19 protein-coding genes are annotated in these 21,483 nt (G+C 66.5%); 14 read left to right on the top strand and 5 right to left on the bottom strand.

The genetic code is table 11. The features are described from left to right. Positions 1–50 precede the first annotated feature (50 nt). Together P5W99_RS33870 and P5W99_RS33865 are read left to right on the top strand one after the other, a co-directional pair. Positions 51–1,259 (top strand): CaiB/BaiF CoA transferase family protein, encoded by a 1,209-nt coding sequence (locus tag P5W99_RS33870; RefSeq protein ID WP_421028172.1) that lies wholly within the window; start codon positions 51–53, stop codon positions 1,257–1,259. Positions 1,260–1,295: 36 nt separating this feature from the next. Then, entirely contained in the window at positions 1,296–2,600 is a 1,305-nt protein-coding gene (locus P5W99_RS33865; RefSeq protein ID WP_421028171.1) for an MFS transporter, read from the top strand. A 64-nt stretch (positions 2,601–2,664) separates the two neighbouring features. On the opposite strand, the gene P5W99_RS33860 is transcribed toward P5W99_RS33865, so the two are convergent. Next, positions 2,665–3,570 carry a LysR family transcriptional regulator gene (locus tag P5W99_RS33860; protein WP_421028170.1) on the bottom strand — a complete coding sequence of 302 codons (906 nt, stop codon included), beginning with the start codon at positions 3,568–3,570 and terminating at the stop codon, positions 2,665–2,667. A gap of 151 nt (positions 3,571–3,721) precedes the next feature. Between P5W99_RS33860 and P5W99_RS33855 the strand changes: the two genes are divergently transcribed. Then, on the top strand, positions 3,722–4,852 hold the full coding sequence (locus P5W99_RS33855) for an MBL fold metallo-hydrolase (RefSeq protein ID WP_421028169.1): 1,131 nt from the start codon (positions 3,722–3,724) through the stop codon (positions 4,850–4,852). A gap of 109 nt (positions 4,853–4,961) precedes the next feature. Here the strand turns inward: P5W99_RS33855 and P5W99_RS33850 are convergent, their stop codons facing one another. After that, on the bottom strand, positions 4,962–5,510 hold the full coding sequence (locus P5W99_RS33850) for a hypothetical protein (protein WP_421028168.1): 549 nt from the start codon (positions 5,508–5,510) through the stop codon (positions 4,962–4,964). Between the two features lie 283 nt (positions 5,511–5,793). Between P5W99_RS33850 and P5W99_RS33845 the strand changes: the two genes are divergently transcribed. Further along, positions 5,794–8,064: a TonB-dependent siderophore receptor gene (locus P5W99_RS33845; RefSeq protein WP_434665671.1), complete on the top strand. Its 2,271-nt coding sequence runs from the start codon at positions 5,794–5,796 to the stop codon at positions 8,062–8,064. A 10-nt stretch (positions 8,065–8,074) separates the two neighbouring features. Here P5W99_RS33845 and P5W99_RS33840 read toward each other — a convergent pair whose 3' ends face one another. Beyond that, a complete protein-coding gene (locus P5W99_RS33840; protein ID WP_421028166.1) occupies positions 8,075–8,596 on the bottom strand; it encodes a hypothetical protein in 522 nt (173 codons plus the stop codon). A gap of 252 nt (positions 8,597–8,848) precedes the next feature. Here P5W99_RS33840 and P5W99_RS33835 point away from each other — a divergent pair, with 252 nt between their 5' ends. The 9 genes from P5W99_RS33835 to P5W99_RS33795 all read left to right on the top strand — a co-directional run bounded on the left by P5W99_RS33835 (position 8,849) and on the right by P5W99_RS33795 (position 18,337). Next, entirely contained in the window at positions 8,849–9,802 is a 954-nt protein-coding gene (locus P5W99_RS33835; protein ID WP_421028165.1) for a DMT family transporter, read from the top strand. 125 nt (positions 9,803–9,927) lie between these two features. Continuing rightward, positions 9,928–10,878 carry a 4-hydroxyproline epimerase gene (locus P5W99_RS33830; protein ID WP_421028164.1) on the top strand — a complete coding sequence of 317 codons (951 nt, stop codon included), beginning with the start codon at positions 9,928–9,930 and terminating at the stop codon, positions 10,876–10,878. Positions 10,879–10,886: 8 nt separating this feature from the next. Further along, a complete protein-coding gene (locus tag P5W99_RS33825) occupies positions 10,887–12,065 on the top strand; it encodes an NAD(P)/FAD-dependent oxidoreductase (protein WP_421028756.1) in 1,179 nt (392 codons plus the stop codon). Then, entirely contained in the window at positions 12,058–12,345 is a 288-nt protein-coding gene (locus P5W99_RS33820; RefSeq protein WP_434665666.1) for a 2Fe-2S iron-sulfur cluster-binding protein, read from the top strand. The genes P5W99_RS33825 and P5W99_RS33820 overlap by 8 nt, the downstream gene beginning before the upstream one ends. After that, positions 12,342–13,619, top strand: a complete 1,278-nt coding sequence (locus P5W99_RS33815; RefSeq protein ID WP_434665663.1) for an FAD-dependent oxidoreductase — start codon at positions 12,342–12,344, stop codon at positions 13,617–13,619. Before P5W99_RS33820 ends, P5W99_RS33815 begins: the two co-directional genes overlap by 4 nt. A gap of 127 nt (positions 13,620–13,746) precedes the next feature. After that, positions 13,747–14,517 (top strand): AraC family transcriptional regulator, encoded by a 771-nt coding sequence (locus tag P5W99_RS33810; protein WP_421028161.1) that lies wholly within the window; start codon positions 13,747–13,749, stop codon positions 14,515–14,517. Positions 14,518–14,725: 208 nt separating this feature from the next. Continuing rightward, on the top strand, positions 14,726–15,646 hold the full coding sequence (locus P5W99_RS33805; protein WP_175195211.1) for a dihydrodipicolinate synthase family protein: 921 nt from the start codon (positions 14,726–14,728) through the stop codon (positions 15,644–15,646). 83 nt (positions 15,647–15,729) lie between these two features. Next, on the top strand, positions 15,730–17,322 hold the full coding sequence (locus P5W99_RS33800; protein WP_434665659.1) for an aldehyde dehydrogenase (NADP(+)): 1,593 nt from the start codon (positions 15,730–15,732) through the stop codon (positions 17,320–17,322). Next, a complete protein-coding gene (locus P5W99_RS33795; RefSeq protein ID WP_421028159.1) occupies positions 17,315–18,337 on the top strand; it encodes an Ldh family oxidoreductase in 1,023 nt (340 codons plus the stop codon). Before P5W99_RS33800 ends, P5W99_RS33795 begins: the two co-directional genes overlap by 8 nt. 204 nt (positions 18,338–18,541) lie before the next feature. Here the strand turns inward: P5W99_RS33795 and P5W99_RS33790 are convergent, their stop codons facing one another. Beyond that, a complete protein-coding gene (locus P5W99_RS33790; protein WP_421028158.1) occupies positions 18,542–19,987 on the bottom strand; it encodes a DEAD/DEAH box helicase in 1,446 nt (481 codons plus the stop codon). A 182-nt stretch (positions 19,988–20,169) separates the two neighbouring features. Here P5W99_RS33790 and P5W99_RS33785 point away from each other — a divergent pair, with 182 nt between their 5' ends. Continuing rightward, positions 20,170–20,706, top strand: a complete 537-nt coding sequence (locus P5W99_RS33785; protein WP_421028157.1) for a transferase hexapeptide repeat family protein — start codon at positions 20,170–20,172, stop codon at positions 20,704–20,706. A 26-nt stretch (positions 20,707–20,732) separates the two neighbouring features. Here the strand turns inward: P5W99_RS33785 and P5W99_RS33780 are convergent, their stop codons facing one another. After that, complete coding sequence (locus tag P5W99_RS33780) at positions 20,733–21,467, bottom strand: metallophosphoesterase family protein (RefSeq protein ID WP_421028156.1); 735 nt, start codon at positions 21,465–21,467, stop codon at positions 20,733–20,735. Between the last annotated feature and the right edge of the window lie 16 nt (positions 21,468–21,483).

Below are 21,483 nucleotides of genomic sequence, written 5' to 3'. Positions count from 1 at the left end.
CGCACGGTGCGCGCTGCTGCTGCCCTGAACCCTGACTCTCCGGACTTGCCATGTCGAATCTGAATTCATCGCTGCCGCTTGCGGGCGTGCGCGTTCTCGATCTTTCCCGCGTGCTGGCGGGTCCCTGGTGCGCGACGGTGCTGGGCGATCTCGGTGCCGAAGTCATCAAGATCGAACATCCGCGTCGCGGCGACGACACGCGCGACTGGGGGCTGCGGGTCGGTTCGACCCAGACGTCCTATTTCAACAGCGCGAACCGCAACAAGCGCTCGGTGACGGTCGACTTGCAGACGACCGAAGGCCAGCAGATCGTGCGCGATCTCGCGCGCCAAAGCGACGTCGTGATCCAGAACTTCAAGTTCGGCGGCGTGGAAAAGATGGGGCTCGGCTATGAGCAGCTGAAACAGGTGCGCGAGGACCTGATCTACTGCTCGATCTCCGGCTACGACCGCACGGGCCCGGAAGCCACGCGGCCCGGCTACGACCTCGTGGTGCAGGGCGAGGCCGGACTGATGGCGCTGAACGGCGAAGCCAGCCAGCCGCCGCTGAAGTTCGGCGTGGCGGCGGTCGATCTCTTCACCGGCATGTACTCGGCCCAGGCCATCCTCGCGGCGCTGTTCGAGCGCCAGCGCACCGGCAAGGGGCGCCACATCGAGATGGCGCTGTTCGATTGCGGCCTGATGATTACCTCGTACTACGGCCTCGAAGCGCTGATGAAGGGCGAAGACCCGCTGCGCGTCGGCAACGCCCATCCGTCTATCGTGCCGTATGGCGTGTTCGAGGCGGAAGACGGGCCGCTCGTCATCACGGTCGGCAATAACGGGCAGTACGAGCGCTTCTGCCGCGAGGTGATCGAGCGCCCCGATCTCGTCGACGACGAGCGCTTCAGGACCAATCTCGGCCGGGCCGAGCACCGCGCGGCACTGCTGCCGGAAATCGATCGCGAACTGGGCCGGCGCAAGCGCCAGGATTTGCTGGAGCGCCTGAGAGGGGCCGGCATTCCGTGCGGCGAAGTGCTGGGCGTGCATGAGGCGCTGACGTCGAAGCGGGCGACCGACGCCGGGCTCGTGGCGACGCACGACCACCCGGAGGGCGGCCGCGCGAGCGTGCTGGCGCCGCCGTATCGCCTCGACGGCGCGCGTCCTCCGGTGCGGCGCGCGCCGCCGCAGCTCGGCGAAGGCACGGCAGACGTGCTGCATGCGCTGCTCGGGATCTCCGATGAGCGGATCGGGCAATTGAAGGCCGCTGGTGTGGTTTGACGAAGCGAGCCAAAGACCAAAAAGAAAGGAGCGCTAATGAAGATGCAGGACATGGAGGCCGGGCAGAAGATCGCCGCTGCCGGACGAGCAAAGCAGCCGCTGTATCCGTGGGTCGTGTTTGCGCTGACCCTGGGCCTGGTGATGTCCGACTACATGTCGAGGCAGGTGCTCACGGCCGTGTTCCCGCTGATCAAGGCGGCGTGGCAGTTGTCGGACACGCAGCTCGGCTCGCTCAACAGCGTGGTGGCGCTGCTGGTGGGCACGCTCACGCTGCCGCTTTCACTGCTGGCCGCGCGCTGGGGGCATGTCAAGAGCATCTTCATCATGGCGGCCCTGTGGAGCCTCGCCACGCTGGGCTGCGCCGTCTCCACGAACTATGGCGAAATGCTCGCTGCGCGCGCGCTGGTCGGCATCGGCGAGGCGGCTTACGGTGCGGTGGCGCCCGCGCTCCTGTTGAGCGTCTTTCCCGTCTCCATGCGCGCCGTTCTCTTCGCGGCCTTCACGGCGGGCGCGTCGTTCGGCTCGGTGCTGGGGCTCGCGTGCGGTGGCGCGATCGCGGCCCATCTGGGATGGCCGTGGTCGTTTGCCTCGATGGGGATCTTCGGCATGGTGCTGGTGATCGTGTTCCGCGCCGTCGTGACCGAAGGGCGGGTATCGCGCTACCAGTCGGGGAACCCAGGTGGCGCACCGGCGGCATTGGGCGCGCGGGCGACGTTGCGCAGCCTGATCGGCGGCATTGCATCGTCACGCTCGCTCGTTTGCGCGTATCTAGGCAGCGGCTTGCAGTTGTTCTGCACGGCGTCGCTATGGGCGTGGATGCCGAGCTATCTGAACCGCTACTACGGGATGGCAACGGGCCGGGCCGCGCTGACGGCAGCCGGGTTCGTGATGCTCTCGGGCGTCGGCATGATCGCATGCGGCCTGATCGCCGACCGGATCAGCAAAACGCGGCCGGCGCGCAAGTGGGACGCGGCGTTCCTCTATTGCCTCACGGTGTTCGCGCTGCTCGCAATTGCGTTCCGTCTCGCGCCGGGCGCACTGCAACTCGTGCTGATCGGCGTGGCGATGTTCATCACGTCGGGAACCAATGGCCCGGGTGGCGCCATGGTGGCGAATCTCACGCCGCGCGCCATTCACGCATCGGCTTTCGCGCTGCTGGCAATCACCTACAACCTGCTCGGCACCGCGCCGGGGCCGTACTTCACCGGCTTCTTCGCGGACCGCATCGGCTTGCATGGCGCCTTGCAGTACATGCCGTTCGTCAGCGTGATTTCGGCCACGGCATTTTTCATCGGCAAACGCAGCTATGCGCGCGATCTCGCGCGTGTCGATGCGCATTGAAATCTGCGCCGAACCGCGCAAGACCATCGGATCGGCGGTGCTGCTGCCGTAACGCGGCGCGCGCTCAGGCTGGCTCGTCGCCTGGGCGCGCGAGCGATGCGCTGACGAACGCGCGCACGGCGGGGGAGAGTTCCCGCCGCCGGCTCGCCAGCGCGAGGTGAACGGGATGTTCGAAATCGGCAATGGGCTTGTAGCAGAGGCCCGGCTGCGTGAAATGGGACATCGATTCGGGCACCACGGCGACGCCATAGCCGGCCGACGCGAGGCTGAGCCCGGAGATGAAGTCGCGCACGCGATAGTCGAGAAAAGCCGAGAAACCGCCGGCGGCGCCCAATGCGGACAGCACCTCGCCGAATCCTTCGTCCTCGTCGAATTGAGGCGAAATGAAGCTCTGGTCCTTCAGGTCGCGCGCCATCAGCTTGCGGCGCGTCGCCAGCGGGTGCGTGTCGGCCATCGCAACCATGAGGCGCTCGGTATGGACGATCGTGGCCACGATGCCGGGCGGATATTGGCGCCTCGGCCGCGCGATGCCGATATCGATTTCGCCGCCATCGAGCGCTTCGAACTGGCGCGGCGTTTCCATGGGCACGACGTCGACGCGCACGTTCGGATGCGATAGACGGAAGTCGCGCAGCATCGCGGAGAGCGCGCCGCTGGACACGCCCGACGCCACGTAGCCGATCCGCACGATGCCGGCCAGGCCGCGGGCCGCCAGTCGGCCGATCTGATCGGCGCGTTCGATATGCCGTAAGGCCGCCACGGCTTCGGCATGGAACAGCCGCCCGGCATCGGTGAGCGTGACGGGCTGGCGCTTGTTGCGGTTCAGCAGGCGCACGCCGAGGTCTTGCTCGAGACGCTGAATCTGGGCGCTCAGCGCCGATTGCGCGATGTCGAGGCGATCCGCCGCGCGCGCGAAATGCAATTCCTCGACCACGGCGGTGAAGTATCTGAGCTGGCGAGCGTCGATCATTTAATCGGGAAAGGTGTTTAAAGGTCTGTAACCGCTATCCCGATGCTATCAAAAATTCGCTGGCCTGACGCAGGCAACCTCTTTTACACCGTGCAGTTTACTTATCCAGAAAATAAACTACACTGATGAGTCTACTTTGCGGAAACACTCCATGGCATCGATCCCTGATTTCCTTGGCCGAACCTTCGGACTCGCTGCGGCGCGGCGCTCGCGCGTCGTCTCGGACGGCTCGCCGCAGCACGACGGCACGCGCTTTCGCAACGTGCGCCCGCGTCCGCAGGAAGGCTTTGCGAAGACGCTTCGCATCGCGTGGAACGTGTTGTTCAGGAAGCCGCGGGGCACGGGGCCGGCTGGCGTGCTGCCCGTCGACGCGCTGAGCCGGGCGGATCTCGATGCCGCGCCCGAGCGCAGCCTGTACCGGCTCGGCCATTCGACGCTGCTTTTGAAGTTGCGCGGCGAATACTGGCTCACCGACCCGGTGTTCGGCGAGCGCGCCTCGCCGTTCAAGCGCATGGGCCCGAAGCGCTTCCACGCGCCGCCCATTGCGCTTGCCGATTTGCCGCCGCTGCGCGGCGTGATTCTTTCGCACGATCATTACGACCACCTCGACCGCGAGACCGTGCTCGCGCTGGACGCTCGCACGGGCCTGTTTCTCACGCCGCTGGGCGTGGGCGAGCGGCTGATCGAGTGGGGTATCGACGCGGCCAAGGTGCGCCAACTCGACTGGTGGCAAAGCGCGGAAGTGATGGGCATCACATTCACGGCCACGCCCGCGCAGCACTTCTCCGGGCGCAGCCTGTTCGACGGCGATAGCACGCTATGGGCCTCGTGGGTGATCGCCGATGCCGATCTGCGGGTGTTCTTCAGCGGCGATACGGGTTACTTCGACGGCTTTCGCGAGATTGGCGAGCGCCTCGGGCCGTTCGACGTCACGCTGATCGAGACCGGCGCTTACGATGCGCAGTGGCCCCATGTGCATATGCAGCCCGAGGAAACGGTGCAGGCGCACCTCGACTTGCGCGGCCGCTGGCTCGTGCCGATCCACAACGGCACCTTCGATCTGGCGATGCATCACTGGCAGGAGCCTTTCGAGCGCGTGACGGGCCTGTCGCTCGCGCGCGGCGTGGCGCTGGCCACGCCGCGCATGGGCGAGCGGCTCGATCTCGTGGAGCCGCGGCGTGGCGAGCGCTGGTGGAGAGAAGCGGCGAGCGAGGCGCAGGCAACGGGCGCGCGCGCGCGTGGGTGGCGGTTGTGCAGGGAAGAGAGCGGGGCGGGGTCGTGAGGGGGCTATGCGGGGCGCGCAAGTTTTCTCCCGCGAGAAACAACGCCGCCGGCAAACGCCGGCGGCTTCATAAACACGACCTGGCAGACAGGTGGCCGAAAACGCTTCCCTACGCTCTGATCCCCGGCGACCTTGCCGGCGCGGTCGGCAGCGGATTCTGCGGCGCCACAGCAGGCGCCGGCACTCGCTGCGCCGGCTCCACGATCACCACAGGGTCCGGCATGGCCCACAACGGCACCGCAAAAACCACGTTCCGTGGCGCCGGCATCGCGAATCCATCAGCGAAGGCGGCATGCTGGAGCACCATCATTTGCTGTTGCATGGCCATCATTTGCTGCTGCATCGCCACCATTTGCGCTTGGGCGGCCTGCATCTGCCGCAGCGCGGCGGCGGACGGCGCGCCGCCCGTGCTCGTCTGCATTTCGTAGCTGGCGCTCCCGCCGGGGCTGCGCCAGCTCCACGTACTGACCTTCATCGGGCCCATGGCCGTCTGGACGACGTGGGTTTCGGCCTTCACCGGCACCGCCTGGCCGTTGACGTTGACGAACATCGGCCGCGCGGCGTGCTGCCCGTCCATCGACGCGCCCCCCTCGCCGGCCTGAGCAAGCATCGGGGCGAGCGCCAGCGCTCCCAACGCCAAATACGAACGTAATCGCATTTTCGTACCTCCTTCGATCGATAGTGCTCGAATCAACACGAAAGACTCATGCAACTCCCCAAGGGAGTCGCCGAAAACTATGCGGACGCAGTCTTAAACGGGCATTAAACCGCCGGTTCCGCGAGCGCGCACTCGACCTGCGTCGCGCATCCTGACGAATTTCCACCAGAGGCTTTCAAAAGACAAAAGGCTTTGCTAATATCCCGGCCGATATGTAATGAGAATGAGTCGCATTTGTGTTTCGGAATATTCCGGCGCAGAAGGCTCTCCAACTCTGGCCGATATGAACAACCAACGAACCACGCGCCGTACGGGACGCAGGCTCCACCGCCCAGTGCGGATTGCCGCCTGGCTGACGTTTGCCGCCGCGGCCCAGTCCGCTTTCGCCCAATCCGCCGCGGACGGGGGCGCCGCCGGGCGGCCGCATGCCGCAAGCGGCGCGAACGTCGCGATACCTGATGGGGCCGCCCCACGCGTCGCGACACCCGATGGGGCAGCCGCAGGCGCCGCGCCGTCCATCACCGAACAGTCGCTGCCTGCCGTGAAGGTGAGCGCCGCCGCCGTGGCCGACTCGCCGCTGCATCTGGACACGCCGGTGTCGAATGGCGCGCTCGGCACGCGCTCGCAGCTCGATACCCCGTTCTCGACCACGGTGGTCACGGGCGAAGATCTCGCCGACCGCCAGGCGAACAAGCTCGGCGACGTGTTCGCTGGCGATGCATCGGTCACCGACAACAGCAATGCCTATAGTGCGTGGGCCACCTACATCACGATTCGCGGCCTGCCGATCGACTGGCAGAACGGCTTTCGCATCGACGGCAATCCGTTCATTTCGTACGGCATCACCATGCCCTACGAGAATCTCGAGCGCGTCGAGCTGCTCAAGGGGCTCGGCGGTTTCATGTACGGCTTTGCGCAGCCGGGCGGCATGGTCAATTACGTCACAAAGAGGCCGGGCCAGGACCCGGTCACGAGCTTCGACCTCGGCTATCGCATGGACGGCGTGCTTACCCAGCACGTCGATTTGAGCCGCCGCTTCGGCCCCGACGGCAGGTTCGGCGCGCGCATCAACTACACGCACGAAGCGGGCAAGACTTACAACGCAGGCGACATCAACCGCAACTCGCTGGCGCTCGCTCTTGACGGGCAGCTCACGCGCGACCTGCAGGTCTATTTCAACGCGATCTATCAGCAAAGCCGTTCGAGCGGCCAGACGCCGGCCATCTACACGGGCAGCTACACGGCTTCGAGCCTGCCCGCGACCGTCAGCGGCGGCACCAACTGGCTCGCGGGAACTGACCAGCATCTGAACACCAACCTGCAGCTCTACACGGCCGGCATCAAATACCAGATCGCACCCGACTGGACCTTCAATACCTCGGCGAGCTATAGCAAGTCGGCGCGGGACCGCAACGAAAGCACGCTCACGCTGCTCGACCAGGCGGGCAACTACACCGATAGCCGCTGGAACGGCGACGAAGGCCACCAGGACATCTACTGGCAGGGCGCGTTCGAAGGCAACGTGAGGACCGGGCCGCTCACGCATCATCTGGTGTTGGGCGCGGCGCTCCAGCATCAGACCAACGACTATGGCACAGCGGCGGGCACGGTCATCCGGACGCTGGGCGAGGGCAATCTCTACGAGCCCAATCCGTTCCGCTATTACTCGGGCAGCGGCCTGCAAAGATACCGCGCCAGCGAGATCAATCAGAAGTCGCTGTTCTTGAGCGACACCGTCGATCTGACCCGCAGCTGGTCGCTGCTCGCGGGCGTGCGCTACACGAATTACGATCAGGAGTCCTTCGCCGAATCGGGTGCGACGACTGCATCGTATGGGCAGAACGGCGTGATTACGCCGACCTTCGCGCTCATGTACAAGCTTGAACCGCAAACCACGCTCTACGCGAGCTATGTGGAATCGCTGGAGCCTGGGCAAGTTGTTTCGGATATCTATGCAAATGGCGGATCGGTGCTGAAGCCGCTGCGCTCGCGCCAGTACGAGATGGGCATCAAGAGCGAGCATGCGCGCTGGAGCGCGAACGCGGCGTTGTTCCGCATCGAGCGCGGCGCGAGTTACGCGAACGCCCAGAACGTGCTCACGCAGGACGGCAATTCGATCTACGAGGGCATCGAGGCGGGCGGCAGCGTGCGTCTCGGTCGTAGCTGGGAGGTGGCGGGCGATCTCATGCTGCTCGACACGTGGTATGCGAAGGGGCAGCAGTACAACGGCAATCGCGTGGCCGGCGCACCGCAGTTCGTCGCGGCGGCGCGCGTGAGCTACGACGTGCCATTCGTGCCGGGCCTGCGCCTGGGCGCCGACGCCAAGTACACGGGCAACACGGAAGTGCGTCCGGCCGGCAACCTGGAGACGGGCGGCTACATGATCGTGGACGTTGGGGCGAACTATATGACGCGCATCGGCGGCCACGACGTGACGCTGCGCGCGGCCATCGACAACCTCACGAACCGGCGGTACTGGATGTTCCAGTACGACAACTACATCGCGCCGGGCGACCCGCGCACGGTGAGCCTGAACGCGAAGATCGATTTTTGAGCGCCCATACTCAAAAACCGTGCCGTACCGTCAGCGTTGCGCCGGTGCTGCGCGAATGCAGGATCGCGAGGCGCGCGGTGCCCGAGAACACCCAGTCGTTGACGGTCAGCGACAGCCGCCGCTGCGGTTGCGCGCCGATCGACAACGTGGCGTTCGGGACTTCGGTGAGCGCGAGCGCGGGCGCGGTCGAACGGCCCATCTGGAGATACGCGGATGACTGCTGCGGCTGCGCCGCCCCTGGCGCCAGACTGGCGCTCTCGCCGCCGAGCCGGAAATCATGGTCGATCTTCACGCTGTAGAAGTCCGGCAACTGCGCGTCGAAGGGCGCGCGCTGCTCTGCCTGATACTGGAATTCGTAGCGATGCAGCCAGCTCTGCGGCGCCGGGATGGAAGTCATGACTTCCATGGGCAACGGTGCGATGCTGGCGACCGTGATCTCCTCGGGCGGGCCGGCGAGCGTGCCGTCCGCGAGCGCGTACCCGCTCAGCAGGAGGCACACCGCGCCAACAATCCTTTCGTTCAGGCACGTCATGGACATGCCTCCTTTGAAAGAATGAAAACGTCACGCCACCGGAATCGTTGCGTCCGGACCGACCGTCTTTATCGCCTGGCTTTACTCCAACATTCTAGTCAGTCAGACGCGCCATGCTGTTCGAATGTATGCGGAAGCGCACAGTTGTGGCGCTGGCGGTCTGCCGCTATCGGTTGTCAGTTTTACGCTATATGACTTGATCATGACGCGGGAATACTACGTCGACCAAGAACGAAACTCGGCGGTTCGGCAATGAGAAAGCATGTGGATGGCACGGCAATGGCCATCATGGTGACGCTGTGCCTGGTCTGGGGCTTTCAGCAGGTGGCCATCAAGGCGGTGGCCGGCGACATCGCGCCCATGATGCAAGTGAGCGTGCGCTCGGGCATCGCTGCCGTGCTCGTGTGGCTGTACAACCGCTTCGTGACGCGTGAGCGCTGGGTGCCCGGCGTCGCGCTGCGCTCGGGATTCGCGGTGGGCATGCTGTTCGCGCTCGAATTCCTGTTCGTTGCCGAGGCGCTGCGCTGGACCCACGCCTCGCACGTGGCCGTGCTGCTCTACACCGCGCCCATGTTCGCCGCGATCGGGCTGCATCTGAAGCTGCCCGATGAACGCCTCGCCGGTCTTCAATGGGGCGGCATCGGCCTTGCGTTCGCGGGCATCGCCGTCGCGTTTCTCGGGCCAACGCTGCTGGGCGGGGGCTCGAGAAACGCGACGGCAGGCCCCGACTGGCTGCTCGGCGACTTCATGGCGCTGTGCGGCGGCGCGGCGTGGGGCATGACCACGATCGTCGTGCGCACCACGCGCCTGAGCGAGGCGCCCCCCACCCAGACGCTCTTCTATCAGCTCGCGTGCGCCTTCCTGCTGTTGCCGGTCGCCTTCGCCACCGGCCAGACCACGCTTCATAGCGCGCCGCTCGCGCTCGCGAGCCTCGCGTTCCAGGCCGTCGCCGTGGCCTTCGTGAGCTACCTGACGTGGTTCTGGCTGCTGCGCCGCTATTTTGCGGCGCGTCTTGGCGTGCTCTCGTTCATGACGCCGCTGTTCGGCGTGGCGATGGGTGTGGTGCTGCTGCGCGAGCATGTGGATGCGGCGTTTCTCGCGGGCTCGGCGCTCGTGCTCACGGGCCTTTTGATCGTCAACGGCGAGGCGTGGCTGCGCCAGCTATTCGCACGCGGCGCCCGCGCCCAGGGCGGCGCAGGGGTTTGAGGGGCGCGGGCTGACTCGTCGCGGGCTGTATTGGGCAGGGCGTCAGGTGCGCTATGCCGAAATCGTCATTGCCATTGCGCCGTTCGAGCAAGACGGACACGCGGGCGAGACCTACGATTGTCGCCATGAAAGCCCTCACCGTAATCGACTCCCATACCGGCGGCGAGCCTACGCGGCTCGTGACCGAAGGCGGCCCCGAGCTGGGCCGCGGCCCGCTCAAGGAGCGGCTCGAAATTTTCCGCCGCGACTTCGACCACATGCGCGCCGGCATCGTCAATGAGCCGCGCGGCTCGGACGTGATGGTCGGTGCGCTGCTCTGCGAACCGCACGATCCCAGCTGTTCGGCGGGCGTGATCTTCTTCAACAACGTGGGCTTTCTCGGCATGTGCGGGCACGGCACGATTGGCCTGGTCGTTTCGCTGGCGCATCTGGGGCGCATCGCGCCGGGCGTGCATCGCATCGAGACGCCCGTGGGTGTGGTCGAGGCCGAATTGCACACGGATCGCAGCGTGACGGTGCGCAATGTGCCCGCCTGGCGCTACCGCCAGGGCGTGCCGCTCGACGTGCCCGGCCTCGGCCGCATCCATGGCGACATCGCGTGGGGCGGCAACTGGTTCTTCCTCGTCTCCGATCACGGCCAGCAACTCGAGTTCGCTAATGTCGAAGCGCTCACGGAAGTCTCGTGGGCCATCCGCCAGGCGCTCGAAGCCAATGGCATCACGGGCGAGGGGGGCGCGCAGATCGACCACATCGAGCTGTTCGCGCACTCCGATCAGGCCGGCATCGATAGCCGCAATTTCGTGCTGTGCCCCGGCAAGGCCTACGACCGCTCGCCGTGCGGCACCGGCACGAGCGCGAAGATTGCGTGCCTCGCCGCCGACGGCGTGCTCGCGCCGGGCGCGCACTGGCGCCAGGAGAGCATCGTGGGCAGCGTGTTCGAGGCGCAGTACGAAAACGCCGCGGATCTCGCGCCCGGCTACGTGCGTCCGAGCATTCGCGGCACGGCGCACATCAGCGCGGAAGCCAGGCTGATTTTCGGCGACGACGATCCCTTCGCGTGGGGCATTCGCGCGTGACGAAGCCGATGGGTTCCTGTCCCGATGTGATCGTGGTGGGCGCGGGTATCGTGGGCGCAGCGTGCGCGCACGAGCTTGCGCAGCAGGGCGCCGATGTGCTCGTGCTCGATCGCGCGGGCGTGGGCAGCGGCGTGACGGCTGCGGGCATGGGGCACCTCGTGGTGATGGACGATTCGCCCGCGGAGTTCGCGCTTTCCGCATGGTCGCGCGAGCTGTGGCTCGATCTCGCGCCGCGCCTCACTGCGCGCGAGGCGTTCGTGCGTTGCGGCACGCTGTGGGTCGCCGCCGACGATGAAGAATACGCACTCGCGCAAGCGCGCCAGCAGGCGCTCGCCAGTCAGGGCGTGGCGTGCTCGATGCTCGACGCGCAGCAGGTGCGCGAAGCGGAGCCCGCATTGCGCAAGGATTTGCAAGGCGGCATGGTGATTCCCGACGATGCCGTGGTCTACGCGCCGGCGGTTGCCGCCTGGCTGCTCGCGCAGCCGGTGAAAGGGCGCGTCGCGTGCCGGCTGGGCGCGAGCGTCGCGCGCGTGGACCGCGCGGGCGTGGTGCTGGCCGACGGCGAGACGCTTGCGGCCGGCGCGGTGCTGATCGCCAACGGCCTGCAAGCCGTCGATCTGCTGCCCGGCCTGCCGATGCAGGCAAAGAAGGGACATCTGCTCATCACGGACCGTTACCCGGGAACGGTGCGCCACCAGATTCTCGAACTCGGCTACATCAAGAGCGCGCACAACGCGACCGGCACCTCGGTGGCGTTCAACGTGCAGCCGCGTCCCACGGGGCAATTGCTGATCGGCTCGTCGCGCCAGTTCGACAGCCTCGATGCCGCCGTGGAGCCCGCCATCCTCGCGCGCATGCTGCGCCGCGCAGCCGAGTATTTGCCGGAGCTGCCGTCGCTCAACGCGATTCGCGCGTGGACGGGCTTGCGGCCCGCGACCCGCGACGGCCTGCCGCTCATCGGCCCGGCTGCGCAATTTTCCGGCGACACGCACTATCCCTCGACATGGCTCGCAACTGGGCACGAAGGCTTGGGCGTGACCACGGCGCTGGCTACCGCCAAACTGATCGCCGCGCAGATGTTCGGCATGCCGGAGATGTCGAGGATCGACGCCACGCCGTATTTGCCGGCACGCTTCGGTGCAAATGCCGCGACGCAGGCTGCAACGACAGGAGCCGCGCATGGCTGAGACGATCACGCTCAACGTCGATGGCCAACGCGTCAGCGTCGCACGAGGCAGTTCGGTCGTAGCGGCCGTGGCGCTTGCGGCGGGAATGCACAAGGGTTGCACGGGAGATGCAGCCGTGATTACGCGCCGCTCCGTGAGCGGTGCGCTGCGCGGGCCGCTGTGCGGCATGGGCGTATGCCAGGAGTGCCGCGTGACGATCGATGGCGTGCAGCATCGGCTCGCGTGCCAGACGCTCTGCGCGGAAGGCATGGAAGTGGTCACGGGGAGGGCTGCCGCATGAAGTTCGACATCCTGATTATCGGCGCGGGCCCGGCGGGATTGAACGCTGCGCGCGTGGCGGCGCATGCGGGCGCGCAGGTCGGCATCGTCGACGACAACGCGTTGCCCGGCGGCCAGATCTGGCGTCAGGGCCCCGCGCATCCGCCGGCGGGCCGCGCGCGCGAGGCCATCGAGGCGCTCGCGAAGCTTTCCAACGTCTCGCGCATGGGCGGCACGCGCGTCGTGCAGGCCACGGGCGCGCGGCAATTGCTGCTCGAAGATGCCGCGCGCGGCTTTACGGTCGACTACGGCAAGCTCATCGTGGCGACGGGCGCGCGCGAACGCTTCCTGCCGTATCCAGGCTGGACGCTGCCGGGCGTGACGGGTGCCGGCGGCCTCCAGGCGCTCGTGAAGGGCGGCATGCCGGTGCGCGGCGAACACATCGTGATCGCGGGGACCGGGCCGCTGTTGTGGGCCGCCGCCGTCACGGCGCGCGAGCATGGCGCACAGGTGGCGGCCATCGTCGAGCAGGCGCCGCCCGATGCCGTGCGCCAATTCGCGGCCGGGCTCGTGGCGACGCCCGCGAAGCTCGTGCAGGCGGCGCGCATGCGCTTCGATCTGCGCGCCACGCCGTACCTGTGCGGCGCGCATGTGGCGGCGGCGGGCGGCGAGACGCAACTCACGCACGTGCGCATTCGCAAGGGCCGCGAGGAGATCCGCATCGATTGCGAACGTCTCGCCTGCGCTTATGGACTGGTGCCGAATACGCTGGTGGGCGCGGCGCTCGGGTGCAGGATCGACGAAACGCTGGGCATGGCCGCGATTGCCGTGGATGACATGCAGACCACGTCGCAGCCCGATGTCTACGCGGCGGGCGAATGCACGGGCGTGGGCGGCATGGAGCTGGCGGCAGTGGAAGGCCGCATTGCGGCGCACGCGGCGCTTGGCGAAGTCGATCAGGCGCGGGCGCTGTTCGCGCAACGCGCGCGCTATCGGCGCTTTGCTGCGCGCATGCATGCGGCTTTCGCGCTCGATCCGCAATTGCGCACGCTTGCCGAACCCGACACGGTGCTGTGCCGCTGCGAAGACGTGCGCTACGGCGATGCCGCCCGGCATCGCTCATGGCGCGACGCCAAGCTTCAGACGCGCTGCGGCATGGGGCCTTGCCAGGGCAAGATCTGCGGCGAAGCGGCGGCCTTTTGCTTCGGCTGGCCGCGCACTGGACAGAACGGCCAGCGCCCGCCGTTTTCGCCGGCGCGCATCGGCACCTTGCTCGAAGTGAGCGGCGAGGCATAACGCCGGACCCCTGCGTCGGCACGGCCAACGGGCGGCGCGAAACGTTCGCCGCCGATTTTTGTCGCGGATGCCCAAGCCCGCAAGGCAAGGGCATAATCGAGCGGGTCCCGACTCGATACGCCGCGCAATGTCCGCACTGGTTCTGCCCGCCGCCCTGGAAAACACGACGCTGCCACAGATGGTGGCGCACTTCTCCCTGCTCGAACCACTCTTCGACGCCATGCCCGATGTGGTCTTCTTCGTGAAGGACCACGAGGCGCGCTATGTGATCGCCAACCTCACGCTTGCGGCGCGCTGCGGCTTCAAGGACAAGCGCGCGCTGCTCGGCAAAACCGCGGAGGAGGTCTTTCCAAGGCGCTTCGGCCGCATCTACACCGAACAGGACCAGGCCGTCGTGCGCCTGAACAGCCGGCTCATCGACCAGCTCGAACTGCATCTGTATCCGGGGCGCCAGCCCGGCTGGTGCCTGACCTCGAAGGTGCCGCTGCAGGACGCGCAAGGGCGCGTGCTGGGCGTGGCCGGCATCTCGCGCGACCTGCAGGCCGCGGAAGGCACGCATCCCGCGTATCAACGTCTTGCCGTCGCCGCGAAGTACATCCAGGACAACTATGCGCAGCCGCTCAAGCTCTCGCACCTGGCCACGCTCATCGACATGTCGGTTGCGCAGATCGAGCGCTATTTCCACAAGATCTTCCATCTGACGCCGCGCCAGATGCTGCTGAAGACGCGGCTGGACGCGGCCTCCGAACTGCTCGCCGGCGACCTCAGCATCACCGACGTGGCCACGCGCTGCGGCTATAACGATCACAGCGCGTTCACGCGGCAATTCAAGGCCACGGTGGGGCTCACGCCGAGCCAATACCGCGCGTTGCTGCATCCGCAAACCGGCGACGCCTGAGCGCGAAAGCCACGCCGGCGGCTTCGCGCGCGGATCTCCAGGGGTTGTCCCGGATAAAACGGCACAGGCAGGCGCCCGCGCGCCCGACTGTGCCGATTTCGTCTTTTTGAGTCGCGAAAGCTCTCAAGATTTACGCACGCCGGATAGCGATACTTCTCCCATCGCCACACCATGTTGGCGGACCCATTCACCGAAGGAGATTGTCACCGTGAGCCGTAACGCTATCCAATGGAGCGGGGTGTTTCCCGCCGTCAGCACCCAGTTCAAGCCGGACTTCTCGGTCGACATCGAAGCGACCCACCGGGTGGTGAGCAACCTCGTCAAGGACGGCGTGTCGGGCCTCGTGGTGTGCGGCACCGTGGGCGAGAACACTTCGCTGAACACCAGCGAGAAGCTGGCCGTGATCGAAGCCGCGCGCGATGCGGCGGGCGGCAAGGTGCCGGTGATCGCGGGCGTGGCCGAGTTCACCACCGAGTTCGCGCGCCAGACCGTGCGCGAAGCGCAGCGCGTGGGCGTGGACGGCGTGATGGTGATGCCGGCGCTCGTGTACTCGGCCAAGCCGCACGAGACGGCCGCGCACTTCCGCGCGGTCGCGTCGAGCACCGACCTGCCGGTGATGGTCTACAACAACCCGCCGATCTACAAGAACGACGTCACGCCCGATGTGCTGATCGCCATTCAGGATTGCGAGAACATCGTCTGCTTCAAGGACTCGTCGGGCGACACGAGCCGCTTCATCGACCTGCGCAATGCCGTGGGCGACCGCTTCGTGCTGTTCGCGGGCCTCGACGACGTGGTGGTCGAGAGCATCGCCGTAGGCGCCGAGGGCTGGGTCTCGGGCATGTCGAACGTGTTCCCGAAGGAAGGCGAGACGCTGTTCCGCCTCGCGAAGCAAAAGCGCTTCGACGAAGCGCTCGCGCTCTACCGCTGGTTCATGCCGCTGCTGCACCTCGATGCGCGCCCCGACCTCGTGCAGTGCATCAAGCTGTGCGAAGAGCTCGTGGGCCGCGGCAGCGCGCTCACGCGCGCGCCGCGCCTCGCGCTGGAAGGCGAAGCGCTCGCGCACGTGAAGGCCGTGATGGAGAAGGCGCTCGCGACCCGTCCGCAACTGCCTGACGTGGGACTCTGAAGCCTGGCGTTCTTGAACGCGATCTTTCCATCCGTTTTGAAATCGGGCCTTACTGGCCCGGTTTGCATTTTTGCAGGGGCATTATGACTATCACCGGCCAGTCGCTGATCGGCGCGGCAAGCGTGCCAGGCACGAACGGCGCATTTCACGGCATCGACGCCCGCACGGGCGAAGCGCTCGAACCCGCATTCGGCGGCGCGACCCAGCATGATCTGGAGCGCGCATGCGCGCTTGCGGAAGCCGCTTTCGACACGTACCGCGATACGGATCTGGAAGCGCGCGCGGCTTTTCTCGAAACGATAGGAGAGCAGATCAATGCGATCGGCGATGTGCTGATCGAACGCTGCATGGCCGAAACCGGCTTGCCGCGCGCACGCCTCGAAGGCGAGCGCGGGCGCACGGTCACGCAGCTCCGGCTCTTTGCGGCGGTGCTGCGCAATGGCGATTGCGTCGATGCGCGCATCGATCCGGCGCAGCCCGAGCGCAAGCCCCTGCCGCGCGTGGACCTGCGGCTGCGCAATATCGCGCTCGGGCCCGTGGCGGTGTTCGGCGCATCGAATTTCCCGCTGGCGTTTTCGGTGGCGGGCGGCGATACGGCATCGGCGCTGGCGGCCGGCTGCCCCGTGATCGTGAAGGCGCATGGCGCGCATCCGGGCACATCTGAACTCGTCGGGCGCGCGATCCAGCGCGCCGTGCAACGATGCGGTCTGCCCGAAGGCGTGTCCTCGATGCTGTTCGACAGCGGAATCGCCGTTGGCCAGGCGCTGGTCGCCGATCACCGCATCAAGGCGGTGGGCTTCACGGGATCGCGCGCAGCGGGCGTGGCGCTCATGAAGATTGCGAACGCGCGTCCCGAGCCGATTCCTGTCTATGCGGAAATGAGCGCGATCAATCCGGTGGTGCTGTTGCCGGGCGCGCTGGCCGCGCGCGGCGCGGCGATCGCGCAGCCGTTCACGGTTTCGCTCACTCAGGGTGCGGGCCAGTTCTGCACCAATCCGGGCCTGGTGCTCGCCGTGCAAGGCGAGCCCCTGCACGCCTTCGAGCAGGCCGCGAGCGCGGCGCTTGCGAATACGAGCGCAGCGACGATGCTCACGCCCGGCATTCACGCGAACTACTGCAAGGGCGTCGAGCGTCTCGCGGCGAACCCCAGCGTGGAGCGGCTTGCAAGCGGCGCGGCAGGCGGGCGTTTCGACGCTCAGGCGGCGCTCTTCGCGACCACGGCTGATGCGTTCCTTTGCCAGCCCGAACTGCGCGACGAAGTGTTTGGCCCGGTGTCGCTGATCGTGCGCTGCAAGGATCTGAACGAGCTGCATGGCGTGCTCAAGGCGCTGGAAGGTCAATTGACGGTGGCCGTGCATCTGGACGCCGCCGACCACGCAGCGTGCCGCGCCCTGTTGCCAACGCTCGAGCGCAAGGCGGGCCGAATTCTCGTGAACGGTTTCGGCACGGGCGTGGAAGTCGGTCATGCGATGGTGCACGGCGGCCCGTTCCCGGCAACCACGGATGCGCGCACGACTTCGGTGGGTAGCCGCGCCATCGAGCGCTTCCTGCGCCCGGTTTCGTATCAGGATCTGCCTGACGCCTTGCTGCCCGCAGCGCTGCGCGCAGCCAATCCGCTCGGGCTCACGCGGCGCGTGGACGGCGTGATCGATCGCGAGGTGCATAAGGATGACTAATCAAAATCCGGGCGTCACGCTGTCGCTCGACGAACTATTTGCATTGGCGCGCAAGGCGCTCATCCATCATGGCCTGTCGCTCGCGCACGCGGAAGCGATCGCGCACGTCATCACCCAGGGCCAGCGCGACGAGTGCCATTCGCATGGCATCTACCGTTTGCTCGGCTGCGTGCGCTCCGTGCGCAGCGGCAAGGTCGATCCGGGTGCGGAGCCCACCTTGCGTAACGTGTCGCCGGGCGTGCTCGCCGTGGATGCGCATTACGGCTTTTCGCTGCTCGCCTTCGAGCGGGGCTTGCCGGTGCTCGCGGAAAAAGCCCGCACGCAAGGCATCGCGGCGATGGCCATCAATCGCTGCTTCCATTTTTCGGCGCTATGGCCGGAGGTGGAAGCCGTTGCTGCGCATGGCCTGGTCGGTCTTGCGATGAACCCGAGCCATAGCTGGGTCGCGCCGGCCGGCGGCACGCGCGGCGTGTTCGGCACCAATCCGATTGCGTTTGCGTGGCCGCGCGAGCATGGGCATCCGTTCGTGTTCGACTTCGCGACCAGCGCGATCGCGCGCGGCGACATCGAACTGCATGCGCGCGAGGGCAAGCCCATTCCCGACCATTGGGCAATCGACAGCGAAGGCAAGCCGACCACCGACGCGCGCGCCGCGCTGGAGGGCGCAATGCAGACGTTCGGCGGCCACAAGGGCTCGGCGCTGGCGGCCATGGTGGAGCTGCTGGCAGGCGCGCTGATCGGCGATCTCACGAGCATGGAGTCGCAGGCGTTCGACGATGGCGCGGGAGCGGCGCCGTGTCATGGCGAACTGGTGATTGCGATTGATCCGCGCCGGTTCCTGGGCGCGGACTACGCGGCGGGGCATGAACGGGCCGAGCGGTTGTTTGCGGCGGTGGTCGGGCAGGGCGCGCGCTTGCCGTCGCAGCGGCGCTTCGAGGCGCGCGAGCGCAGCGAGCGCGATGGCGTGCGCATTGCGCAGGCGCTGTATGACGATGTGATGAAGTTGTTTGAGTGACACCCGAAGGTGCTTTTGCGCGCGGCGCGGTTTATGCTGCGCCGCGCAATTTTTGTAACTGCGCCATCATTCTCCACGTGGAGATTTATTGCAAATTTGGCAATTTTCCCAATTACGTGGAATAACGCTGTGATCGCCGGTGCCCCAGAGATCGTGTGCTGCGCGTGACGATCTGGCGTAGCGAGGTGGCGGAGACCCCACGGATCAGGGGCGGTGCTTGCCGCGGCCACCAGCCGGTTTTCCTGCCGGCGTACGTGGCCCCGCGGCTGGCTTGCCGGCGGCTTTGCTGCGTGGCTTTTGCACGCTGAATGGACTACCGGCGGTCAAGCTCGTGTCCATACCCGTGGCCGCAGCGGGCTGTGCCGCGGGCTTGCGTTTGTTTTCGCCACCTTGCGGGCGCGGTTTTTTGCCGGGCATCTGCGCAGCGACCGGCGCGGCTTGCGGCACCTTGGGCTTCTTGGGCTTTTTGGGTTTCTTGATGATCTGGCCCGTCGCGCTGGTTTCCGGCACGCGGTGGTCGGCTTCGAAACCCGGCTCCTCTTCACGACGCAGGGTTTGCCCGATCAGCGCTTCAATGGCGGCGAGCTGCGGGGCTTCATCGGCGCACACGAGGGACACCGCCACGCCACTGGCGCCCGCGCGGCCGGTGCGGCCAATACGGTGCACATAGTCTTGCGCCACGATCGGCAGATCGACGTTGATCACCAGCGGCAGGTCGTCGATATCCAGCCCTCGCGCAGCCACATCGGTGGCTACCAGCATGTTGACTTCGCCGGCCTTGAAGCGCTCCAGCGCTCGCAGACGCGCGGGTTGTGGTTTGTCGCCGTGGATGGTGTCGACCGCATAGCCCGCGTCGTCCAGTGTGGCCGCCAGGTAATCCGCGCCTTTGCGGGTTTTGACGAACACCAGCGCGTGGTCCCACTTGTTCCCGGCCACCAGGTGCATGAAGAGATCAGGCTTGTTCTTTTTATCCACCGGCACCACCCACTGCTTGATCTTGCTGGCCGTGGCATTGGGCGGGCTGACACTGATATTGACTGGGCCGCGCAGAATGTTCGCCGCCATGGCGCGGATATCGTCGGTAAACGTGGCGGAGAACAGCAGGGTTTGGCGCCGGGCGGGCAGGGCCGCAAAGACGGCGTTGAGTTCGCGCGCAAAGCCGAGATCGAGCATGCGGTCGGCCTCGTCCAGCACCAGCGTTTGTACCTGATCGAACTGCACGGCGTTCTGGCGATTGAGGTCCAGCAAACGGCCCGGCGTGGCAACGAGCACATCCACGCCCTTGCGCAACTTCATCATCTGCGGGTTAATGCTCACACCGCCGTAGGCGGCCAGAAATCGCAAGTCGAGACCTTTGCCGTAGGCGATAAAGCTTTGCAGCACTTGTTCAGCCAGTTCGCGCGTGGGCACCAGTACCAGAACGCGCGCGCGGTTGCTGGACACTGCCGGGCCGTGTTGCACCAGCCGTTGCAACAGCGGCAGCGCAAACCCCGCCGTTTTGCCCGTGCCGGTCTGTGCCGCGGCCATGACGTCCTTGCCACCGAGCACAGCAGGAATCGCCTTGGCCTGCACCGGCGTGGGTGTCTGGTAATTGAGGTCCTGCACATTGCGCAGCAAGGGATCGATCAGGCCAAGCGAGGCAAAGGACATTGGCGTATTCCGGGAAAAAAACGCAATTCTAGCGGTTGCCGCCCGCTTGCGCCGCGACGGCACGCTGCACTACGAGACATCGACGAGCCGTGCCGCCACCCGCGCCGGCCTCGATTACATCAACAACAAACACGCCGGGGCCGCCGCGCACCCGGCGACCTCAACTGCAACGGAGCCGCTTCATGGCGTTTTTTGAACTCAACGGCATGCGTCCTCGCGTCGACGCATCCGCGTATGTGCATCCTTCCGCAGTCGTGATTGGCGACGTGACGATTGGCGCGCATTGCTATATCGGCCCGCACGCGAGCCTGCGCGGCGACTTCGGGGCGATCGTGATCGAAGCAGGCAGTAATGTTCAGGATAACTGCACGTTGCACGTCGGCGTTCGCGAGACCTGCTGGCTGGGCGTCAATAGCCACATCGGACATGGGGCGGTCGTGCACGGCGCCCGTCTCGAACCGGACGTGATGATCGGCATGAACGCCGTCGTCATGGACGGCGTCGCGGTCGGCAGGCAAACGATCGTCGCCGCGTGTGCTTTCGTCAAGGCGGGCTGGGAAGTGCCGGCCGCCGTGCTGGTGGCCGGCGTGCCCGGACGCGTCGTGCGGCGTCTGGATGAAGCGGAGATTGCCGGCAAGGCGGAAGGCACGCGGCTTTATCAGCAGCTTGCACGAGATTGCTTGCGTACGATGAAGGAGGTGGAGGGCGAGGCGCGATGATCGACACTCCAACCCGAACGTTCCCCTCAACACCGCCCCTCACGCAACGCCCGTTCCCACTCGGGCCGCCCATTGGCGCGCGCCAGATCCGCTGCCGCATCCCAGTCATACTCCACCGCATGAAACTCGGCGCGCCAGCCTGACGCCGTGCGCGTGACCGTTGCATAGCGCGCGTGCGGCGAACCCGTCTCGATGCGATGCGGCCATGGGCGGTCATCGTCGTAGGCCTGAAGTCCCACGCTGCCCGGATTGACCACGAGCCGCCCATCGCCAAGTGTCGCGCAGCGCGGCATGTGTGTATGACCGCACAGAATCAGGCGTTCCGCACCATGGCCCGCGCGGCGCTCGACCTCTTCCAGGGTGGCGGCGCGGCATCCCGCATCCGTCACGGTCTCGAGAAAATAGTCGAGATCGTTGTCCGGGGTGCCGTGAACCATGAGCACGTCATCGCCGATGCTAAGCGTGGCCGGCAGCCGCGTGATCCAGTCGAGCTGGTCGGCGCGCAACGCCGCGCGCGCGAAGCGGTCGGATTGCCTCATAGGCTCGATGTCACTGCCCAGCAGTTGCCGTTCGTGGTTGCCGCGAATGGTGGGCAGGTCGAGCGCCATCAGCCGGTCGGCCGTTTCGGCTGGCAAGAGCGATCCGGACACGATGTCGCCGAGATTGACGATCAGGTCTGCGTCCTGCGAGCGGATGTGGCGCAGGACGGCATCGAGCGCGGCGAGATTGCCGTGAATGTCCGAGAGTGCAGCGATTTTCATGACATCGCAATGGGTG

Origin of the sequence: Paraburkholderia sp. A3BS-1L (assembly GCF_051125215.1) — a bacterium.
Lineage (GTDB): Bacteria > Pseudomonadota > Gammaproteobacteria > Burkholderiales > Burkholderiaceae > Paraburkholderia.
Note: the sequence above shows the minus strand (reverse complement) of the source record. Positions and strands in the feature narration are given on the sequence as shown.